We start from the raw sequence: 19237 nt of genomic DNA on the forward strand, positions 1-19237 counted from the left end.
GGGTTAAGTATCCCGCACCAACCTTGACCTCCGGACGGGGCGGCGTAGCGTGGACCGTGTGGACTGGCTGGGCTGGTTTGATGCGCCGGAATACGGGTTCGCCCGGCAGGTGCTGCAACGGGGTGTGGCGGGCCTGTACTTTGTGGCGTTCCTGTCCTCCCTGAACCAGTTCCCCGCGTTGGTTGGGACGCATGGACTCTTACCCGTCCCCGGCTACCTGGCCCGCGGCAGGCTGCGGCGGCCAACACTGTTCAGCCTGCATTACTCGGACGGGTTGCTGCGGGGTGTGTGCGCCGCGGGCCTGGGGATTTCGGCGCTGCTGGTGGCCGGCGTCCCCCAGTGGGGCCCGCCCTGGGTTCCACTGCTGGCGTTCCTTGCCTTGTGGGCGCTCTACATGTCGATCGTCAATGTTGGCCGTACGTTTTACGGCTTTGGCTGGGAGATGCTGCTGCTGGAGGCAGGCTTTACGGTGGCGTTCCTCGGTTCGGACCAGACCGACCCGCCGCGGACCATCCTGCTCCTCCTCGCGTGGCTGGTGTTCCGGCTGGAGTTCGGGGCCGGCATGATCAAGATCCGGGGCGGGCGCGAATGGCACGATTTAACAGCCCTGTACTACCACCATGAGACCCAGCCGATGCCCGGGCCGCTGAGCCGCCAGGCGCACCTGCTGCCCAAGCAGCTGCACAGGATCGAGGTGCTGGGCAACCATTTCGCGCAACTGGTGGTTCCGTTTTTCCTTTTTGCGCCCCAGCCCCTGGCCTCGGCGGCCGCCGCCGTTGTGGTCCTGACCCAGCTGTGGCTGGTGGCCACCGGGAACTTCGCGTGGCTGAACTGGATGGCCATGGTGCTCGCGTTCGCGGCGGTCAGCGACCCTGTGGTGCACGCCCTGATACCGGCCGTCCCCGTGGGCGGGCAGGGTCCTGGCCTGGGCCCGGTGGGCCCCGCGCCGGCGACTCCGCTGTGGTGGCTGGCCATCACCCTGGCCGCCACGGTGCTGCTGCTGGTCCTCAGCTACCGGCCGCTGCGCAACCTGCTCTCCCGGCGGCAGCTGATGAACGCCAGCTTCAACCGCTGGCAGCTGGTCAACGCGTACGGGGCGTTCGGCACCGTTACCCGCCGGCGCGTGGAAATTGTTGTGGAAGGAACCCTGGACAGCAGCCCCGGTGCCGGCTCGCAGTGGCTCGAGTATGCCTTTAAGGGAAAGCCCGGGGACGTCAACCGGATTCCCCGGCAGTGGGCGCCGTACCACCTGCGGCTGGACTGGCTGATGTGGTTCCTGCCGTTGCGGACGGTGCACGAGGACTGGTTTTACGCGTTCCTTACCCGGCTGCTGGAGGCGGACCGGGCCACCCTGCGGCTCCTCCGCCACGACCCGTTCGACGGCGTCCCGCCACAATGGGTGCGGGTGCACAGCTACCACTACCGTTTCGCCAGCCGGGAGGAGTACCGGGCCACCGGCGCGCGGTGGGTCCGCACGTTCCTGCATGAATCGGTGCCGCCCACGTCCCTGCGGCGGGCCGGCCGGTGAAGGCAGGCCGGGTCAGCCGGTGAAGGCAGGCAGGTCGGCGTTACTGCATCAGCCGTTTTGGGCGGCGCGGCGCAGGGTGGCCTCGGCATGTTTGAGGATGGGCCCGTCGATCATTTTTCCTTCAAACGCGAAGACGCCGGAGTTGGCCGCCGCCGCAGCCGACAGCAGGGCCTGCGCCGCTTCGATATCCGCCGCCGATGGGGCGTAGGCTGCCCGGACGGCAGCCACCTGTGCCGGATGGATACAGGCTTTGGACCCGAACCCGGATGCCACGGCGTCCGCTGATTCCACTGCCAGCCCAGCCACGTCCGGAATGTCCACGTAGACGGAATCCACTGTCTCCTTGCCGAAGGCCCGGGCGGCCAGCAGCACGGCTGAACGCGCGTGCAGTGCCACAGCACGGTAGCCGCCGTCGGCCATCCTGCTGGAGGTGCCGCCCAAGGTCGCCAGCAGGTCCTCGGCACCCCACATCAGTGCCACAACGTTGGGGGCCGCCGCGATGGCCGGTGCATTAAGGATCCCCAGTGCCGTTTCACACAGGGCGATGACCTGGTAGCCCTCAAGGGCCTCGAGCTGCGCGGCGCTTTCCGCCTTGGCCAGCATGACTGTCCGGTACGGCGTGTGGGCCAGGCAGTGCAGGTCCTTGGCGAACTCTTCCGTGCCGGCGGGGTTGATGCGGACGATGGTCCTGCTCGGGTCCAGCTCCGGGCCCTCCCCGGCTCCGAGCTGGGCCAGGATAGCGCCGCGGGCACGCTGTTTCTCCGCCGGGGCCACGGCATCCTCGAGGTCCAGGATGACGGCGTCCGCTCGGTCAGCAGCCTTCTGGTACCGCTCCGGCCGGTCCGCAGGGCAGAAGAGCAGGGCGGGTCCCATCAAAAAAGTCATACCGGTATTGTGCCTTGTCCGCCAGCCGCTGTGGTGGCTTCCCGGGCGTTGCCCTGCTGGCCGGCGTGCGCCTCCCGGGTCCACATCAGGCAACTGCGGGTGGCCAGGGCCACCACGGTACCGTCCTGGTTGCGGCCGGTGTGCGCCATGGTGGCGATGCCCTGCCCCGGCCGCGAACCGGACAGGCGCTTCCCCGTGATGACCGTCTCCGTGTAGAGCGTGTCGCCGTGGTACAGCGGGTGCGGGAAGGAGACGTCCGTGAGGCCCAGCTGGGCCACGATGGTGCCCTGGGTCAGCTGCGTGACGGATTGGCCCACCACCGTTGCCAACGTGAACATGGAGTTGACCAGCCGCTGGCCGAAGGGCTGGCCGGCGCTCCAGGCGGCATCGAGGTGCAGGGCCTGGGTGTTCATGGTGAGGGTGGTGAACAGGACGTTGTCCGCCTCGGTGACGGTGCGGCCCGGCCGGTGGGCGTACAGCACGCCTTCTTCGAGTTCGTCGAAGTAGAGGCCCCGCTGTTCAATGACGCGCCGCTCCTGCTGGCCTTCCGGGGGCCGGTGCGTGCCGCTGGTTCCGGTGCTCATACCGTCAGTTCCTGGTCTTCCTCGAAAAGTTCGGCGCCGGTGGCCGCTGCCACGTCGGCCAGCGAGACGTCCGGTGCCAGTTCGCGGAGTACCAGCCGGGACCCGGAAGGATCACGGACCACGTCAATCACGGCGAGGTCGGTGATGATCCGGTCCACGCAGCCCTTGCCGGTGAGCGGCAGCGAGCACTCCTGGACGATTTTGGGGTTACCGCTGCGGTCCACGTGCTCCATCATCACAATCACTTTTTTGGCGCCAAACACCAGGTCCATGGCGCCGCCCATGCCTTTGACCATCCGGCCGGGGATCATCCAGTTGGCCAGGTCGCCGTTGGCGGCGACTTCCATGGCGCCGAGGACGGCGACGTCCACATGGCCACCCCGGATCATGCCGAAGGAGGCTGCGGAGTCGAAGAACGCCGCTCCCCTGTTGACGGTGACGGTCTCCTTGCCGGCGTTGATCAGGTCCGGGTCCACCGCGTCCTCGGCCGGGTACGGGCCCACCCCCAGGATGCCGTTTTCGGAGTGGAGGACCACTTCGACGCCAACCGGAATGTAGTTGGGAATCAGGGTGGGCATGCCGATCCCCAGGTTCACGTACTGCCCGTTGCGCAGCTCCCGGGCCACCCGGGCAGCGAGCTCGTTCCGGCTCCAGCCCTTGGCGGCGCCCTGTTGCCCTGGTTCCCCGGCGGCCGCCCCTTGGCCGCCGGCTGCCCCTGAACCCGGGCCGCCCTGGTGGGTTGCCCGCCGGTAACCGGGCCGGATGGCCTCGGGCCGGGGCGCGTCAATGCTGTTGGGGTCCGCCATGGTTATGCTCCTGCCTGCGCGCTGCTGCCGGGTGCCGGGGTGGCAGCCAGGGCCACTGTCCGCTTCTCGATCCGTTTCTCGCCGTCCGGCGCCAGGACCACACGCTGGACGAAGATCCCGGGTACATGGACGTGTTCGGGGTCCAGGTCACCCGGTTCAACCAGCTCTTCGACCTCGGCGATGGTGATGCGGCCGGCCATGGCGCACAGCGGGTTGAAGTTCATCGCGGCTGCGTGGAACACCAGGTTGCCGTGCCGGTCTCCCTTCCAGGCGTGGACCAGGCCAAAGTCCGGCGTCAGCGATTCCTCCAGGACGTAGTCGACGCCGCCGAAGGAGCGGACTTCCTTGGCTGCGGAGGCCACCGCGATCCCGCCGGCGGAGTCGTATTTCTGCGGCAGGCCGCCGTCGGACACCTGGGTGCCCACCCCCGCCTTGGTGTAGAACGCAGGGATCCCGGCGCCGCCGGCCCGCAGCTTCTCCGCGAGTGTTCCCTGCGGTGTGAGGACCACTTCGAGTTCGCCGGCGAGGTACTGGCGGGCAAATTCCTTGTTTTCACCAACGTAGGAGCTGATGGTGCGCCGGATCCGGCCGTCACGGAGCAGCAGCCCCAGGCCCCAGCTGTCCACACCGCAGTTGTTGCTGACCGTTTCCAGGTCTGAGGTTCCGGCCCGGTGCAGGGCGTCGATCAACGCGACCGGGATGCCGCAGAGCCCAAACCCGCCCACTGCCAGGGAGGCGCCGTGGGGGATGTCCGCGACTGCCTCATCGGCGCTGGCGACTACTTTGTCAATCATCGGGGGATCCTTTCAGACCGGCGCCTGCGGGGGGACTACAGTCCCAGTTCGCGGGCGATGAGCATCAGCTGGACTTCGGTGGTGCCCTCCCCCACTTCCAGGATCTTGGAGTCGCGGTAATGGCGTGCCACGGTGAACTCGTTGATGAAGCCATAGCCGCCGAATACCTGGGTGGCATCCCGCGCGTTGTCCATGGCCGCCTCGCCTGCGACCATCTTAGCGATGGCCGCCTGCGTCTTGAACGGCTTGCCCGCGAGCATCCTGGCTGCGGCGTCGTAGTAGGCCAGCCGGGCGGTGTGGGCCCGGGCTTCCATGCGGGCGATCTTGAAGGAGATGGCCTGGTATTTACCGATCGTGTGCCCGAACGCGCTGCGCTCCCGGGCGTATTTCACGGACAGGTCAACACACCCCTGGGCGGCGCCGGTGGCCAGGGCTGCAATGGCGATCCGGCCCTCGTCCAGGATGGAGAGGAAGTTGGCATAGCCGCGGCCCTCCTCCCCCAGCAGGTTGGCCTCCGGGACGCGGACGTCCTTCAGCGTCAGTGGGTGGGTGTCCGAGGCATTCCAACCCACCTTGTTGTAGGCCTTCTCTGCCCGGAAGCCCGGCGTTGAGGTGGGCACCAGGAGGGTGGAGATGTCCTTCCGGACGCTGCCGTCAGCGCGCTCGCTTTCGCCGGTCACGGCCGTGACGGTGACCAGTTTGGTGATGTCGGTCCCGGAGTTGGTGATGAACTCCTTGTTGCCGTTGATCACCCAGTTTCCGCCGTCACGGTGGGCGTGGGTTTTGGTGCCGCCCGCGTCCGATCCGGCTTCGGGTTCGGTGAGCCCGAAGCCCGCCAGGGCCTCCCCGGACGCCAGCATGGGCAGCCATTCCTGCTTCTGCGCGTCCGTTCCGAACCGGTACACGGGCATGGCGCCGAGGGAGACGCCGGCTTCGAGGGTGATGGCCACTGACTGGTCCACCCGGCCCAGCTGCTCCAGCGCGAGGGCCAGGGCAAAGTAGTCCCCGCCCATGCCGCCAAATTCCTCCGGGAACGGCAGGCCGAACAGGCCCATCTCCGCCATCTGCTTGACCACGCCGTACGGGAAGCTGTGCTCTTCGTCGTGCTTGGCGGACACTGGTGCCACCACGTTGTCGGCGAAGTCCCGGACCGTGTCGCTCAGGTCCTGGTACTCCTCGGTGAGTTCAAAACCGGTCATGGCCGGGCTCCTTCTCCTGTGGGATGTGGGGTGGATGGTGTTTCCGGGGTGTCAGGAGCGGATGCGCTGCCTGGGTGCGGGTGGATGGTGGCCAGGACCTGGTCCGCTTTGACCAGGTCGCCGGGTTGTGCGGCCAGCTTCACGATCCCCGCCAGGGGCGCCACCAGTTGGTGCTCCATCTTCATGGCCTCCACGGACAGCAGCACCTGCCCCGCGTCCACGGTGTCGCCGTTTTCTACAGGGACGGACACCACGGTGCCGGGCATCGGCGAGCGCACTTCCGGATCCGTGGCGCCTTCCTCGCGCTGGATGGCTGCGCGGAGGCGTTCCAGCCGGGCTTCCCGGGTGAGGACCTCCAGCCGGCAGGACCAGCCGCCGTTACCCAGGAAAACCTGCAGGGGAACGTCCGACGCCGGCTGGCCGGGTTGGGGCATTCCGTTTCCGGGGAAAACGGGGGCAACGCTGTATCGGGTGGGTACGCCGTCGAGCGTCACCTCTGCCTGGTACGGCCCGGCGGGACGGAGCGCGGCACGATGCGGTGCGCCGCCGTCGACGGTCACTGTCACCGGACCCGCCTGCGGGTTCCCGGCCACCGTGACGGTGGCCGCACCGCCGTCCGGCAGCGCAAACGTGATGTGGCGTGGCGGCCTGCCGCCCAGCCGCCAGCTGTCCCGGCGTTGCCAAGGACCGGCGGGGCCTTGTTCCTCCGTCCCCAGCGCATAGAGGGCCGCAGCCGCCAGTTCGCTGTCAGTGACCCCCCGGAAAGCGAGCTCCGGCAGCTTCCGCTCGATCAGCCCGGTGTCCAGGCGGCCGGCCTGGACATCCGGGTCGTTGAGCAGCAGGCGCAGGTACTCCACGTTGGTGTCCACGCCCAGCGCGACGTAACCGGCGAGCGCCGCTTCCAGGGCTGCCAGGGCAGCCGGGCGGTCGTCGCCCCAGGCGATGACCTTGGCCAGCATCGGATCGTAGTCGGCGGAGAGCTCCAGCCCCGGCACCAGCGCGGAATCCACGCGGACGTTGCCGCCCTGGCCCGGGGCGTGCTCGGCCAGCACATGGACGGTCCCGGTGGCGGGCAGGAAGTTCTTCGCCGGCACTTCGGCGTAGACCCGCGCTTCCACGGCGTGGCCGGACAGCACGACGTCGGCCTGCCGGACAGTGAGCGGTGCGCCGGCAGCGATCCGCACCTGCCACTCCACCAGGTCGATGCCGGTGACCATCTCGGTGACCGGGTGCTCCACCTGCAGGCGGGTGTTCATTTCCATGAAGTAAAACTGGTCCGGGGCGTCGTCCGAGACCAGGAACTCCACCGTTCCGGCGCCGCTGTACGCCACGCTGCGGGCGGCGTTGCAGGCGGCCTCCCCGAGCCTGGCGCGGATGGCGGCCCCGTCCGGGAGTCCCTCGAGCAGGGGTGAGGGTGCTTCCTCGATGACTTTCTGGTGCCGGCGCTGGAGGGAGCATTCGCGTTCGCCCAGGTGGATCACGTTGCCGTGGTTGTCCGCCAGGACCTGGACCTCGATGTGGCGGGGCGTACCGACCAGGCGTTCCAGGAAGAGGGTGTCGTCGCCGAAGGCGCTGGCTGCAACGCGCCGGGCGGTGGCCAGCACCCCCGGCAGCTCTGCCGGGGACTCCACGGCATGCATTCCTTTACCACCCCCGCCGGCCGACGGCTTGATAAGCAGGGGGAAGCCGACGGCGGCCGCAGCGTCAAGGAGGTCCTGATCGGTCATGCCCGGCCTGGCAACACCGGGGACCACGGGGACGCCGTACCCGGCCACGTGGTTCTTGGACCGGATCTTGTCCCCCATGATGTTCAGTGCTTCCACCCCCGGCCCGATGAAGGCGACGCCGGACTTGGCCAGCGCGCGGGCGAAATCGGCGTTTTCGCTCAGGAAGCCGTAGCCCGGGTGGACGGCGTCCGCGCCGGTGCGGCGGCAGGCGTCCACAACGGCGTCAATGTTCAGGTAGCTCTCCGCCGCTGCGGCGGGGCCGATCCGGACGGCGGTGTCGGCTTCGCGCACGTGCCGGGCGCCGGCGTCGGCATCGCTGTAGACGGCGACGGAGCGGATGCCCAGCGTTTTGAGCGTCCGGATGACGCGGCAGGCGATTTCGCCGCGGTTCGCCACCAGGACGGTGCCGAAAAGGGCACCCGTTTCCTTGGCGGGGCGGGTGGTTGCTGGCGTGGTCATAGGGCTCACATCCGGAAGAGGCCGAAAGAGGTATCCGGCAACGGGGTTCGGGAGACAACGTCGAGGGCGAGGCCCAGCACGGTGCGGGTATCTGCAGGGTCGATCACGCCGTCGTCCCACAGCCGGGCAGTGGAGTAATACGGGCTGCCCTGATCCTCGTACTGCTCCTTGATGGGGGCTTTGAAGGCTTCCTCATCGGCCGCCGGCCAGTCTTCCCCTGCGGCCTCATACTGGTCCCGTTTGACGGTGGCCAGCACGCTGGCCGCCTGGTTGCCGCCCATCACGGAAATCCGGGCCGCGGGCCACATCCAGAGGAACCGGGGCGAGTAGGCCCGGCCGCACATGGAGTAGTTTCCGGCTCCGAAAGAACCGCCGATCACCACCGTCAGCTTGGGCACCCGTGCCGTGGCTACCGCGGTGACCATCTTGGCGCCGTTCCTGGCGATGCCGCCGTGCTCGGCGTCCTTGCCCACCATAAAACCGGAGATGTTCTGCAGGAAGACCAGCGGGATCCCGCGTTGGTCGCAGAGTTCAATAAAATGGGCGCCCTTGAGCGAGGACTCGCTGAACAGGACACCATTGTTGGCCACGATGCCTACCGGGTGGCCATGCAGCCTGGCGAAGCCCGTCACCAGGGTGGTGCCATATTCCCGCTTGAACTCGTGGAACGTGCTGCCGTCCACCAGCCGGGCGATGACTTCGTGGACGTCGTAGGCGGCGTTCACGTCCGTGGGGACCGCTCCATAGAGTTCGTCCTCGTCCACCACGGGCGGCACGGGCGGTTCCACCTGCCAAGCCGGTGCGGCCGGCTGCGGGAGGGTGGCGACGATGTCCCGAAGGATCTGCAGGGCGTGCCGGTCGTTGTCCGCCAGGTGGTCGGTGACGCCGGAAATCCGTGAGTGCACGTCGCCGCCGCCCAGTTCCTCTGCCGTTACCACCTCGCCGATGGCGGCCTTCACCAGCGGCGGACCGCCCAGGAAAATAGTGCCCTGGTTGCGGACGATGACCGTTTCATCGCTCATGGCCGGGACGTAGGCTCCGCCCGCGGTGCAGGAGCCCAGCACCGCAGCGAGCTGCGGGATTTTGGCTGCGGACAGCCGGGCCTGGTTGTAGAAGATCCGGCCGAAGTGGTCCCGGTCCGGGAAGACCTCGTCCTGCATGGGCAGGAACGCCCCGCCCGAATCAACGAGGTAGATGCAGGGCAGCCTGTTTTCGAAGGCGATTTCCTGGGCCCGGAGGTGTTTTTTGACCGTCAGCGGGTAATACGTTCCGCCCTTGACGGTGGCGTCGTTGGAGATGACCAGCACCTGGCGGCCGTGGACCGTTCCGATGCCCGCGATGACCCCGGCGCCGGGCGCGTCGCCACCATACATGCCGTCCGCTGCCAGCGGGGCGATCTCCAGGAAGGGACTGCCGTCATCCAGGAGGCCGTCGATGCGTTCCCGGGGCAGCAGCTTGCCGCGGGCCACATGGCGCTGGCGGGACTTTTCCGGGCCACCCAGGGCGGCGGTCTGCAGCCGTTCTTTCAGCTCAGCCACCAGTTGGAGCTGCGCCTCCCGGTTGGCGGTGAACGCTTCGCTGCCTGGTTGCAGGCGGCTGGCAAGGGTCTCCATCGACGCGTCCATTCCCATGTTTTCCGACCGGCAAAAGCCAACTCGGTTAGTGACTAATAACTGAAATTCAGGTTAGTCTCTATTAACTGTGATGTCCAACACAGGTGCTGCCTTGCTAGAATCTGCGGGTCCAAGGAGGAAAAGTGCCAAGCAATGACACCACGCACATGGGCGGGAACAGCGGTCCACTGCCCGGTGGTGCCGCCACCACGGCAGGAACCACCCAGCGGAGCCAGGCCAAGGAGAACCGCCGGCAGGCGCTGCTGGCCGCTGCCGCTTCCCTGTTCGCCCGCGACGGGTTCACCCGGGTATCGCTGGAGGACCTCGGCGCCGCGGCAGGCATCAGCGGACCCGCTGTGTACCGGCATTTTCCGGGCAAGCAGGCGGTGCTGGCAGCGCTGCTGGTGACTGTGAGCGAGGACCTGCTGGCGGGCGGCCGACAGGTAGTGGACCGGCACCCCGATCCCCTCACCGCCGTGCGCCGGCTGGTGGCGTTCCAGGTGGAGTTCGCCTTGGGCAAACCGGACGTTATCCGGGTGCAGGACCGTGACTTCAGCGCCCTGGCCGGGCCCGACCAGGCGGCGGTGCGCCTGCTCCAGCGCAGCTACGTGGAGGTGTGGGTGGATGTCCTGGTGCAGCTCCATCCGGGCACTGACCCTGCAGAGCTCCGCATGCGTGCCCAGGCCACCTTCGGCCTGATCAACTCCACGCCGCATTCCGTATCCGGGCAAGGCCGGCGGGTTGCTTCGAAGACCGCCCGCCCGCTGCTAGAGGCCATGGCCGTGGCTGCCCTCACGGTTGGGACGCCGGAACCTGTTTCCTGACCGCGGCTTGCTGACCACGGCTTGCTGGTCAGGCCCACTGATCAGGGTTCCTGGTCAGGGTTGCTGATCAGCCCGGCCGAGGCCTGGCCGGGGTCCCGACCAGGCCCGGCCCGACAAAGCCCTCAGACCATGGTGAGGGCCATGCCGGGTTCGGCCAGGATGGCGCCGACATCGGCAAGGAAACGGGAGCCCTGCTCACCGTCCACCAGACGGTGGTCGAAGGACAGGCTGAGCGTGATGACTTGCCGGAGGGCCACTTCCCCGCGGTACTCCCACGGCGCAGTCCGGACAGCCCCCAGCGCCAGGATCGCCGCCTCACCGGGATTCAGGATGGGCGTGCCGGCATCAATGCCGAACACACCGATGTTGGTGATGGAGAGCGTCCCACCGGACAGCTCGGCGGGCGCGGTCCGGCCGGCCCTCGCCGTGTCGGTCAGTGCTGCCAGCGCTTCCGCGAGCCCAGCCAGGGACAACCGGTCCGCGTCCTTGATATTCGGAACGGTAAGGCCCCTTGGAGTAGCGGCGGCTATCCCCAGGTTCACGTAGTTATAAGTGACGATCTCCTGGGCGGCACCGTCCCAGCGCGAATTCAGTGACGGGTTGCGCCGCAGGGCGATGAGCACCGCTTTCGCCGCGAGTGTGAGCGGCGTCAGCCGGAGTGCACCGAACTCCCTGCTTGCCTTCAGCCGGCCCAGCAGCTCCATGGTGGGAGTGACATCGACCGTGAGGAACTCCGTGACGTGCGGGGCCGTGAAGGCACTTTCCACCATGGCCGCTGCAGTGTATTTCCGCACTCCCTTGATGGGCGTGCGGAATTCACGTTCACCGGCCCCCTGCACCACAGGCTGCTTCCCGGGCTGCTCACCTGACTGCTGCTCCGCCGCCCGATGCTCCGCGGGGGTTCCCGTCTCCCCGGGCGCACCGTGGACAAAAGCCTGGACGTCTTCCCTGGTGATCAGGCCCTGCGGTCCGGTGCCAGCAACCTGCGCGAGGTCCACCTGGAGGTCGCGGGCCAGCTTGCGGACCGGTGGGGTGGACCGCGGCCGCTCCACGGTGCTTTCCACCGGTTTGGCTGCGGCGGGACCTGCTTGGCCCGGCGTGACCGGGGATGGATCGGCGGCGCTCGAACCAGCGGGCGCGAAAATCCTGGGCCGCCGGGCCGGCCTGCCGGAGCTTTCGACGACGGCCCCGTACCCGACGAGGTTGGGCTCCCGCTTGGGCGGGGCCGGCACAGCGTCCACTGCCGACTGCCCGCGCGCGGCACTTGCTGCCACGGCATCTTCCGTCGCGCCCTCTTCTGGCACAGCGGTGACGGTCCCAGCGGCGCCTTCGGTTGCGGCTGCACCGTTGGCCGGACCTTTGGCTGCAGCGGCCGGCGGGAGGGCGGCGTCGTCCGGCACCTCAAAGGAAACGATGGGGTTCCCTACCGCCACCACGGAGCCTGGCTGCTCATGCAGTTCCCTGATGACACCCGCAAACGGCGACGGCAGTTCCACCACGGCCTTTGCCGTCTCGACTTCGGCGATCACCTGGTTGAGGGTGACAGTGTCCCCCACCGCCACCTTCCAGCTGAGGATTTCTGATTCGGTAAGGCCCTCGCCCAGGTCCGGGAGCCGGAATTCCTTGATCATGGTGGCGCTCATCCTTCCAGCCCGCTCAGGGAGTTGGGCCGGCCCAGGGCACGGTCAACGCCGTCCAGGATGCGGTCCAGGCCGGGCAGGTGGTGCATCTCCAGCTTGGAATAGGGGTAGGGGATGTCAAAGCCGGTGATCCGGACGGGTGCCGCCTCCAGATGGTTGAAGCACCGTTCGGTGATGCTGGCTGCGACTTCGGCGCCGAGGCCACCGGATTGCCCTGCTTCGTGTGTGACCACCAGGCGGCCGGTCCTGCGGACCGAGGCCACCACGGTGTCGTAGTCCACAGGGGCCAGCGAGCGCAGGTCAATGACCTCCAGGGAGATCCCTTCGTCCGCGGCCGCCGCGGCGGCGTCCAGGGCGGTTTTGACCAGCGGCCCGTACGCCACCAGGGTCACGTCGGTGCCTTGCGTCAGGACCCTGGCCTGTCCCATGGGCAGCGCTGCGGCAGGGTCAACCCCTTCATCCACCTCGCCCTTGTCGTGGTACCTGCGCTTCGGTTCGAAGTAGAGGACGGGATCATCACAGGAGATGGCCTGCTGGATCACTGTGTAGGCGTCCTGCGGGTTGGAGACGCTGACCACGCGCAGGCCGGAGGTGTGCGTGAAGTAAGCCTCCGGGGATTCGGAGTGGTGTTCCGGGGAGCCGATGCCGCCGCCGAACGGGACCCTGATGGTGATGGGCATCCTGACGGCGCCCTGGGTGCGGTAGTGGAGCTTGGCCACCTGGCTGACGATCTGGTCGAAGGCGGGGTAGATGAAGCCGTCGAACTGGATCTCCACCACGGGGCGGTAGCCGCGGTAGGCCAGGCCAACCGCGGTTCCGAGGATGGCTGACTCCGCCAGCGGCGTGTCCACCACGCGGTGTGTGCCGAAGTCCTTCTGCAGGCCGTCCGTGATCCGGAAGACGCCGCCGAGGGCGCCGATGTCCTCCCCCATCAGGATCACCTTGGGATCGTTTTCCAGCGATTTGCGCAGGCCCGCGTTGATGGCGCGGGCGAAGGTCATGCGGGTCATCAGCGTGCACCTTCCTGGGTTGCGGCTCCGGCGGGTTCCCCGAAGGAGGCCAGATATCGGGCGTAATGCTCCTGCTGCCGGTCCAGCCACGAGTTGGGAGTGCTGTAGACATGCCGGAAAACGTCCATGGGCTCAGGGTCCGGCATGGTGGTGCAGCCCTTACGCATCCGGTGGGCAACGGCGTCGGCCTGGTCCCTGACGTGCTGCTGGAAGTCCGCCGTCAGCAGGCCCTTCCGTTCCAGGAGCGCCGCCACCCGGCTGATGGGATCCTTCGCCGCCCAGTCTTCAAGTTCGTTGGCGTCCCGGTACCGGGTGGGGTCATCGGCTGTGGTGTGCGGACCCATCCGGTAGCTGACGGCTTCGATGAACGTGGGGCCGCCGCCACGCCGCGCCCGGTCCAGTGCGAGCCGGGTGACGGCCATAACGGCCAGGACGTCGTTCCCGTCCACCCGCAGGCTGGGGATGCCGAAGCCGGCAGCACGGTCGGCAAGCTGGATATGGGACTGCAGCCGCACCGGTTCGGAAATGGCCCAGTGGTTGTTGGTGCAGAAGAAAACAACCGGCACCTGGAAGCTCGCCGCGAAGACCATTGCCTCATTAACGTCGCCCTCACTGGTGGCGCCGTCACCGAAGTACGCCACGGAAACGGCGTCCGCGCCGTCGTACTGGATGCCCATGGCATACCCCGTGGCGTGGAGGGTCTGGGCGCCGATGATGATCTGCGGCGTGGCCATGTTGATGGCGTAGGGATTCCAGCCAGATGAAGCGTTGCCCCGCCACACCCGGACCAGGTCCGTGAGGTCCACGCCCCGGCAGTACGCCACGCCGTTTTCCCGGTAGCTGGAAAACACAAAATCGTCCTGGCGGAGCGAACGGCCGGAACCGATCTGTGCCGCTTCCTGGCCCAGCAGTGGCGGCCAAAGGGCGAGTTCGCCCTGGCGCTGCAGGGCGGTGGCCTCCACGTCGATGCGCCGGATGACCGTCATGTCCTCGAACAGGGAGCAGAGCTGTTCGTCGCTGACATCCTTGACCCAGAAGTCGAATTCCGGATGGCTGACCCGCTCCCCCGCGGGAGTGATCAGCTGGATCAGGCGGTGTGCCACCGCAGGGCTGGTTTCCGCCATTTCCGGGGCTGCTGCCGCGCCCTGGCCCGTTTCGTCTGTAGACACGATAGCCCGCACCTTCTTACGTCGTTTGACCTGCGGTTGCGGGGCTTTTGGCCCTGCCCACCGCGGGCCGCCCGGGCGCCGTTGCCCCGGATATTGTGACCCTACTCACAACCACCACAAGGTACAACCACTGCACGGATCATTGAGCAAAGTGCCCTGTCCGGAGTATCTGCACCGTGCTAGCGTTGCGCATTATGCAAGCTCTGGATGGCACTGACACCCGCCTCTTATCCGCCCTGGCGCAGGATCCCCGCCGGACCGTGGTGGCCCTGGCCCAGAAGCTTGGCCTGTCCCGGAACACCGTGCAGGCCCGGATGGCCCAGCTTGAGAAGAAGCACGCCTTCCTGTCGTTTGAGCGGCGGATCAATCCTGCCGCGCTGGGCTATCCGTTGATGGCCTTCATTTCGGTGCATGTGCAGCAGCAGAAACTCGCCGGCCTGGCCGGCGAACTTGCGGGCATCCCGGAAATCCTGGAAGGGTACGGGCTCACCGGCTCCGCCGACCTCCTGTTGCGCGTGGTGGCGCTCGACGCCGAGGACCTGTTCCGGATCAACGGGAAGATCCTGGGCTGTGACGGCGTGGACCGGACCGACACTGCCCTCGCCATGGGGGAACTGATTCCGTTCCGGGTCCAGCCACTGCTGGACCGTGGGTCCGCGGCCGGCTAGCCCCGGCACGCGTTCTGTGCCGCACGCCCGCCGGCCACGCCCGGGACAGCGGGGGGTTATAGGCTTGGTGGCAGATATTGGCGGCCCGGCAGCGGGCCCCTCAGACGGTGCAGCGCACCACGTCCGGAAAGGCTCTACCTTGAGCAGTCCCCAGGAACCGAACCAGTCCGGCCCGTCAGGCTCCGAACCCCGGCAGCCGGACGTTCCCGGGCAGCCCCCCGTTCCGCCACCACCACCGGCGTTCGGGCCCGGACCATATCCGGCACAGCCAGGCCAGGAACAACCCTTCGGCACCGGGGTCCCCGGCCAGCAACAACCCGGCCAGCATGCCCAGAACCAGTACGCGCAGAACCCCTACGCCCAGGCGGGTCCCACCCCGTTTGGCCTCCCCGGGGAGGCACCCCGGCCGAAGCGGCGCAGGACGCTGTGGATCATCCTTGCAGCCGTGGGCGGTTTCCTGGTGCTTGTTGCCATCGGCGTGATTGTCCTGATCAATGTTGTGGGCGGAGCCACCAACCAGGCAAAGGGACTCGCGGATGGGTTCACGGACCTGGTCATCGCCGGCGACACCTCGACGGCCTACGACGATTACCTGGACCCTGCCCTGCAGAAGCAGATCTCCAAGGAATCGTTCATTGCCGGCATCGAAAGCCTCGATATGGACGCCAGCTGCAAGCCGGACTACAACAGCGTCAACGTGGCCACGGAGAATGGCAGCAAGTCGGCGGACATCGCCGGTGTCATCGCCTGCGACGGCGGGAACGTTGACCTGGCCTACCACTTTGAAGGCACTGACCAGCTGAAGATGACCAACATCAAGCTGCGGCCCGCCGGGTAGCGGAACCCTGCACACCACCAACCCGCCACACCACAAAGCCTCCGTGCACTGTCCAGTGCACGGAGGCTTTGTGTCCGGGCGGGGTTAGTGGTTGGTGGCCTTTTCCGCCCCGACGCCGGTCAGGGAACGGACCTCCATTTCGGCCTGCTTGGCGCTGTCTTCCTTGTTCCGGTCCAGGATGGTGCCCAACCAGCCCAGGATGAACGCCAGCGGGATGGACACTATGCCCGGGTTGCTGAGCGGGAAGATCGCGAAGTTGGCGTCCTTGACCATGGACGTGGCCGCACCGGACACCACCGGGGAGAAGATGATCAGGATGATCGCCGACCCGAGGCCGCCGTACATGCTCCAGACGGCGCCCCGCGTGGTGAAGCGGCGCCAGAACAGCGAGTAGATGATGGTGGGCAGGTTGGCGGAGGCGGCCACGGCGAACGCAAGCGCCACCAGGAACGCCACGTTCTGGCCGTTGGCGAAGATGCCGCCCAGGATGGCCAGGACGCCGATGACCACCACCGTGCGGCGGGCCACCTTAACTTCCGTGGCGGCGTCGGCCTTCCCCTTGGCGATGACGCTGGCATAGATGTCATGGGCGAAGGACGCCGCGGCGGTGATGGTCAGGCCGGCCACCACGGCCAGGATGGTGGCGAACGCGACGGCCGAGATGAAGCCCAGCAGGAGCGGCCCGCCCAGGTGGAACGCGAGCAGCGGTGCTGCGGAGTTCACGCCGCCGGGGGCCGACTTGATGGTTTCCGCCCCGACCAGTGCCGCTGCGCCGTAGCCCAGGACCAGGGTGAAGAGGTAGAACAGGCCGATCAGCCAGATGGACCAGACCACGGACTTGCGGGCTTCCTTGGCGGTGGGGACGGTGTAGAACCGCATCAGCACGTGGGGCAGCGCTGCCGTGCCCAGGACCAAAGCCAGGCCAAGCGACATAAAGTCCAGCTTGGAGGTGTTCGTTTTGCCGTACTGCAGGCCCGGGTTGAGGACCGCGGGGTTGTTGGCGGTCTCCACGGCCGCTCCCAGCAGGGTGGAGAGGTTGAAGCCGTAAATGGCGAGGACCCACAGGGTCATCACAGCGGCCCCGGCAATCAGCAGGATGGCCTTGATGATCTGCACCCAGGTGGTGCCCTTCATGCCGCCGATCAGGACGTACATGATCATCAGGGCGCCGACGACGATGATCACCAGTGCCTGCCCGCCCCAGTCGCTGATGCCCAGCAGCAGGGAGATCAGGCTTCCGGCGCCGGCCATCTGCGCCAGCAGGTAGAAGAAGCACACGGCCAGCGTGGAGATGGCCGCCGCGATGCGTACCGGGCGCTGCTTCAGGCGGAAGGACAGCACATCGGCCATGGTGAACTTGCCGGTATTGCGCAGCAGTTCCGCCACGAGGAGCAGCGCCACCAGCCAGGCCACCAGGAAGCCGATGGAGTACATAAACCCGTCGTAGCCGTTGATGGCGATCGCACCGGTGATGCCGAGGAAGGACGCTGCCGACAGGTAGTCGCCGGCAATCGCGGTGCCGTTCTGGGATCCGGTGAAGGACCGGCCGGCCGCGTAGTAGTCGGCGGCCGTTTTGTTGTTTTTGCTGGCCCGGAACACGATGACCATGGTCACTGCCACAAAGAGGCCAAAGATTCCCATATTCAGCAGGGTGGTGTCCTTGAGGGCTGCAACATCGACAGCGAGGGGGACGGTGATCATTTGTTCGCTCCGCTCACTCGGTTGCCGTCTTTATCGAACTCGTGGCCTTCGATTTCGTTCCTGATGTCCGCTGCGATGGGATCGAGCCGGCGGTTGGAGTAGCTGACGTACCAGCCGGTGATGGCGAAGGTGGACACAAACTGGAGCAGGCCCAGGATCAGGCCCACGTTGATGTTGCCCCACACCTTGGTGGACATAAAGTCCACGGCGTAGTCCGCCAGCAATACGTAGGCGAAGTACCAGAGCAGGAAGGCCACGGCCATGGGAAACACAAAGCTGCGGTGGCGTTTGCGGAGCTCCTGGAACTGTTCTGTCTTCTGGACCTGTTCAAAGTCCACGGACGCGGTGGCGTCCGGAGTGTGGGCGTCGTTACCCATCGTTCCTCCTCATTGAGACGTAAGGTTCACACGCGGCGGCGGGCCGGGGTAGAGGCCTGCGCAGATGTGACTGCAATCACTCTGCGGTGCGGCGCCGCCCACAATCCAGTGCCTGCCCCCGGGTGGTCGCTCAACGGCGGGAATGCTGCGGCGAGCGGCACCCGCCGCTACGCTGGGCACCATGCCCGACTCCCCGCTCCTGACCGCCGCGGCAGTGGCAGTGATCGCCCTGGCCATTGCCGTCGTTGTGGGTGTTGGCCTCAAGGTGCTCCGTTCCTTCCGCGACCTGGGCACGGACGCCGAACGCGCCACCTACAAAACCCTCCACGCCGCCTCCGAGGCGGGACAGCACCTGCGCCGTGGCCTCAACCCGGCCGGAGCGGCGAAGGCCAGCCGCCAGTTGCGCACCCTGTTGGGGTGTGAGGCGCTGGCCATCACGGACACCACGGGTGTGCTGGCCTGGGACGGCGCGGCGGAGGACCTCAAACCCCGGCTGATGGAACTTGCCGCCGGGGTCCTGGCTGGCGGCCGGACGGCCGTGCTGCCCGCCGGCGCCGGGCAGGCTCCAGCCGGGCAGGCTCCAGCCGGGCAGGCTGCAACCGGGCCTGACGGCACGGGCAGCAGGCTGGCCGCCGTGATAGCCCCCGTCCGGGCCGGCACCCGCGTGGTGGGTGTGGTGGCGGCGTTTGCCCCGTCGGCCGGCGCCGGGCTGGTCCGGGCCACCGGCGAAGTGGCGGACTGGGTGGCCGTCCAGGTGGAACTGGCCGAACTCGATGCCTCCCGCTCCCTGCTGATGGAGGCAGAGGTCCGCGCGCTCAGGGCGCAGATCAGCCCGCACTTCATCTACAACTCGCTCAACGCCATCGCATCCTTCATCAATACGGACCCCGCCCGGGCCCGTGACCTGGTGGTGGAGTTTGCGGACTTCACCCGGTACTCCTTCAGGCGGCACGGTGACTTCACCACCCTCGCGGAGGAACTGCGCTGCATTGACCGCTACCTGCTGCTGGAGCGGGCCAGGTTCGGAGAGCGGGTGCAGGTCAGCCTCCGGGTGGCACCGGAGGTGCTCAGCACCGTCATCCCGTTCCTGAGCCTGCAGCCGCTCGTGGAAAACGCCGTCCGCCACGGCCTGGAGGCCAAGGAAGGGCCTGGCCACATCACCATCACCGCCGACGACGCCGGCGCGTTCGCCCAGGTGACCATCGAGGACGACGGCGTGGGTATGGACCCGGCGCAACTCCGGGCCGTGCTGGCAGGCCACGCCGACGGCGACCATGTGGGGCTGCGGAACGTTGATGCCCGCCTGCGCCAGGTCTACGGGAACGAGCATGGCCTGGTGATCGACACCGCGCCCGGCGAAGGCACCCTCATCACCATGCGCGTGCCCAAGTCCCAGCCCGGCCACGACGCGTGAG

Annotated in this window: 17 protein-coding genes; 5 read left to right on the top strand and 12 right to left on the bottom strand. The window is 67.5% G+C overall.

All coding sequences use genetic code 11. The features are described 5' to 3' along the window. The first annotated feature begins 58 nt into the window (after window positions 1-58). The gene (locus ASF72_RS11310; RefSeq protein WP_056599060.1) at window positions 59-1528 is read left to right on the top strand and encodes a lipase maturation factor family protein; all 1470 of its coding nucleotides are present in this window, start codon (window positions 59-61) and stop codon (window positions 1526-1528) included. Between the two features lie 48 nt (window positions 1529-1576). Here the strand turns inward: ASF72_RS11310 and ASF72_RS11315 are convergent, their stop codons facing one another. The 7 genes from ASF72_RS11315 to ASF72_RS11345 are packed head-to-tail and all read right to left on the bottom strand — an operon-like array spanning window position 1577 to window position 9595. After that, a complete protein-coding gene (locus ASF72_RS11315; protein ID WP_056598949.1) occupies window positions 1577-2413 on the bottom strand; it encodes an HpcH/HpaI aldolase/citrate lyase family protein in 837 nt (278 codons plus the stop codon). Then, complete coding sequence (locus tag ASF72_RS11320; RefSeq protein WP_050687583.1) at window positions 2410-2997, bottom strand: MaoC family dehydratase; 588 nt, start codon at window positions 2995-2997, stop codon at window positions 2410-2412. The genes ASF72_RS11315 and ASF72_RS11320 overlap by 4 nt, the downstream gene beginning before the upstream one ends. Beyond that, window positions 2994-3803, bottom strand: a complete 810-nt coding sequence (locus tag ASF72_RS11325) for a CoA transferase subunit B (protein WP_050687581.1) — start codon at window positions 3801-3803, stop codon at window positions 2994-2996. Before ASF72_RS11325 ends, ASF72_RS11320 begins: the two co-directional genes overlap by 4 nt. Window positions 3804-3805: 2 nt before the next feature. After that, window positions 3806-4597: a CoA transferase subunit A gene (locus ASF72_RS11330; protein WP_050687579.1), complete on the bottom strand. Its 792-nt coding sequence runs from the start codon at window positions 4595-4597 to the stop codon at window positions 3806-3808. Between the two features lie 35 nt (window positions 4598-4632). After that, window positions 4633-5796 carry an acyl-CoA dehydrogenase family protein gene (locus tag ASF72_RS11335; protein ID WP_056598952.1) on the bottom strand — a complete coding sequence of 388 codons (1164 nt, stop codon included), beginning with the start codon at window positions 5794-5796 and terminating at the stop codon, window positions 4633-4635. Then, the gene (locus tag ASF72_RS11340; RefSeq protein WP_056598954.1) at window positions 5793-7982 is read right to left on the bottom strand and encodes an ATP-binding protein; all 2190 of its coding nucleotides are present in this window, start codon (window positions 7980-7982) and stop codon (window positions 5793-5795) included. The genes ASF72_RS11335 and ASF72_RS11340 overlap by 4 nt, the downstream gene beginning before the upstream one ends. A gap of 5 nt (window positions 7983-7987) precedes the next feature. Beyond that, window positions 7988-9595 carry a carboxyl transferase domain-containing protein gene (locus ASF72_RS11345; RefSeq protein ID WP_050687572.1) on the bottom strand — a complete coding sequence of 536 codons (1608 nt, stop codon included), beginning with the start codon at window positions 9593-9595 and terminating at the stop codon, window positions 7988-7990. 167 nt (window positions 9596-9762) lie between these two features. On the opposite strand from ASF72_RS11345, the gene ASF72_RS11350 reads away from it, so the two are divergent. Then, the gene (locus ASF72_RS11350; protein WP_056598957.1) at window positions 9763-10419 is read left to right on the top strand and encodes an SACE_7040 family transcriptional regulator; all 657 of its coding nucleotides are present in this window, start codon (window positions 9763-9765) and stop codon (window positions 10417-10419) included. A gap of 122 nt (window positions 10420-10541) precedes the next feature. Here the strand turns inward: ASF72_RS11350 and ASF72_RS11355 are convergent, their stop codons facing one another. From ASF72_RS11355 to pdhA, 3 genes are read right to left on the bottom strand one after another with little or no spacing between them, the layout of a single operon-like run. Beyond that, window positions 10542-12062 (bottom strand): dihydrolipoamide acetyltransferase family protein, encoded by a 1521-nt coding sequence (locus tag ASF72_RS11355; RefSeq protein ID WP_056598960.1) that lies wholly within the window; start codon window positions 12060-12062, stop codon window positions 10542-10544. After that, the gene (locus ASF72_RS11360; protein WP_056598963.1) at window positions 12059-13069 is read right to left on the bottom strand and encodes an alpha-ketoacid dehydrogenase subunit beta; all 1011 of its coding nucleotides are present in this window, start codon (window positions 13067-13069) and stop codon (window positions 12059-12061) included. The genes ASF72_RS11355 and ASF72_RS11360 overlap by 4 nt, the downstream gene beginning before the upstream one ends. Then, on the bottom strand, window positions 13069-14238 hold the full coding sequence (gene pdhA, locus ASF72_RS11365; protein WP_056598966.1) for a pyruvate dehydrogenase (acetyl-transferring) E1 component subunit alpha: 1170 nt from the start codon (window positions 14236-14238) through the stop codon (window positions 13069-13071). The genes ASF72_RS11360 and pdhA overlap by 1 nt, the downstream gene beginning before the upstream one ends. Window positions 14239-14432: 194 nt before the next feature. Here pdhA and ASF72_RS11370 point away from each other — a divergent pair, with 194 nt between their 5' ends. Then, window positions 14433-14906 (top strand): Lrp/AsnC family transcriptional regulator, encoded by a 474-nt coding sequence (locus ASF72_RS11370; RefSeq protein ID WP_050687561.1) that lies wholly within the window; start codon window positions 14433-14435, stop codon window positions 14904-14906. A 139-nt stretch (window positions 14907-15045) separates the two neighbouring features. Continuing rightward, window positions 15046-15744 (top strand): hypothetical protein, encoded by a 699-nt coding sequence (locus ASF72_RS11375; RefSeq protein WP_056598969.1) that lies wholly within the window; start codon window positions 15046-15048, stop codon window positions 15742-15744. 84 nt (window positions 15745-15828) lie between these two features. Here the strand turns inward: ASF72_RS11375 and ASF72_RS11380 are convergent, their stop codons facing one another. Both ASF72_RS11380 and ASF72_RS11385 read right to left on the bottom strand, forming a co-directional pair. Then, entirely contained in the window at window positions 15829-17445 is a 1617-nt protein-coding gene (locus ASF72_RS11380; RefSeq protein ID WP_056598972.1) for a solute symporter family protein, read from the bottom strand. Continuing rightward, the gene (locus ASF72_RS11385) at window positions 17442-17822 is read right to left on the bottom strand and encodes a DUF485 domain-containing protein (protein ID WP_050687555.1); all 381 of its coding nucleotides are present in this window, start codon (window positions 17820-17822) and stop codon (window positions 17442-17444) included. The genes ASF72_RS11380 and ASF72_RS11385 overlap by 4 nt, the downstream gene beginning before the upstream one ends. A 181-nt stretch (window positions 17823-18003) precedes the next feature. On the opposite strand from ASF72_RS11385, the gene ASF72_RS11390 reads away from it, so the two are divergent. Then, window positions 18004-19236 carry a sensor histidine kinase gene (locus tag ASF72_RS11390; RefSeq protein WP_056599062.1) on the top strand — a complete coding sequence of 411 codons (1233 nt, stop codon included), beginning with the start codon at window positions 18004-18006 and terminating at the stop codon, window positions 19234-19236. The last annotated feature ends 1 nt before the right edge of the window (window position 19237 follow it).

It is taken from the genome of Arthrobacter sp. Leaf141 (assembly GCF_001424565.1).
In the GTDB taxonomy this organism is placed as follows: domain Bacteria; phylum Actinomycetota; class Actinomycetes; order Actinomycetales; family Micrococcaceae; genus Arthrobacter.

Coding starts and splice junctions, on each gene's coding strand:
- ASF72_RS11370 (WP_050687561.1), top strand. CDS start 14,433: ATGCAAGCTCTGGATGGCACTGACACCCGCCTCTTATCCGCCCTGGCG.
- ASF72_RS11390 (WP_056599062.1), top strand. CDS start 18,004: ATGCCCGACTCCCCGCTCCTGACCGCCGCGGCAGTGGCAGTGATCGCC.
- ASF72_RS11355 (WP_056598960.1), bottom strand. CDS start 12,062: ATGAGCGCCACCATGATCAAGGAATTCCGGCTCCCGGACCTGGGCGAG.
- ASF72_RS11325 (WP_050687581.1), bottom strand. CDS start 3,803: ATGGCGGACCCCAACAGCATTGACGCGCCCCGGCCCGAGGCCATCCGG.
- ASF72_RS11380 (WP_056598972.1), bottom strand. CDS start 17,445: ATGATCACCGTCCCCCTCGCTGTCGATGTTGCAGCCCTCAAGGACACC.
- ASF72_RS11330 (WP_050687579.1), bottom strand. CDS start 4,597: ATGATTGACAAAGTAGTCGCCAGCGCCGATGAGGCAGTCGCGGACATC.
- ASF72_RS11340 (WP_056598954.1), bottom strand. CDS start 7,982: ATGACCACGCCAGCAACCACCCGCCCCGCCAAGGAAACGGGTGCCCTT.
- ASF72_RS11350 (WP_056598957.1), top strand. CDS start 9,763: ATGGGCGGGAACAGCGGTCCACTGCCCGGTGGTGCCGCCACCACGGCA.
- ASF72_RS11345 (WP_050687572.1), bottom strand. CDS start 9,595: ATGGAGACCCTTGCCAGCCGCCTGCAACCAGGCAGCGAAGCGTTCACC.
- ASF72_RS11320 (WP_050687583.1), bottom strand. CDS start 2,997: ATGAGCACCGGAACCAGCGGCACGCACCGGCCCCCGGAAGGCCAGCAG.
- ASF72_RS11315 (WP_056598949.1), bottom strand. CDS start 2,413: ATGACTTTTTTGATGGGACCCGCCCTGCTCTTCTGCCCTGCGGACCGG.
- ASF72_RS11360 (WP_056598963.1), bottom strand. CDS start 13,069: ATGACCCGCATGACCTTCGCCCGCGCCATCAACGCGGGCCTGCGCAAA.
- ASF72_RS11385 (WP_050687555.1), bottom strand. CDS start 17,822: ATGGGTAACGACGCCCACACTCCGGACGCCACCGCGTCCGTGGACTTT.
- ASF72_RS11335 (WP_056598952.1), bottom strand. CDS start 5,796: ATGACCGGTTTTGAACTCACCGAGGAGTACCAGGACCTGAGCGACACG.